The organism is Candidatus Symbiothrix dinenymphae (assembly GCF_001431085.1).
Map to the genome: position 1 here is coordinate 1 of NZ_BBRU01000356.1, position 480 is coordinate 480.

Annotated in this window: 1 pseudogene; it reads right to left on the reverse strand. The window is 40.2% G+C overall.

What is annotated here, in order from left to right:
* Positions 1-221: 221 nt before the first annotated feature.
* Positions 222-480: pseudogene (locus tag ASC50_RS04285) on the reverse strand (transcription termination factor NusA); the annotation flags it as partial.

Genomic DNA, 480 nt, shown 5'->3' on the forward strand with positions numbered 1-480 from the left:
TCGTACTCCACGTCCTCAATTTTAGTATTTGGGTCAGCATCCGGATGGTCATAGCCCTGCCGCTGCAGAAACTCGACCACCGTCGTAAGCCCCACATTCAAATTTTGCGTAACCTTATTTAATCTTATAGACATATTCTTCAATTACGAATTAAAAATTACGAATTAAAAATTAAATTCGGCAAAAAGTCCGTAATTTTTAATTTTTAATTTTTAATTGCATTACTCTTCCTCAAACTCTGCCTTCAAAATAGCAAGGACTTCGTCGATGGTATTTTCCTCCAAGTCGGTCTTTTCTATCAAGTCTTCGCGACTTTGTTCTAAGACGTTTCTGGCGGTGTTGCAGCCGATGTTTTTGAACGCATCAATGACCCATTGCTCTATTTCGTCCGAAAATTCGTCCAGGTAGATGTCTTCGTCTCTGATTTCTTCGTCTCGGAACACGTCAATGGTGTAGCCCGTGAGCATACTTTCCAATTTG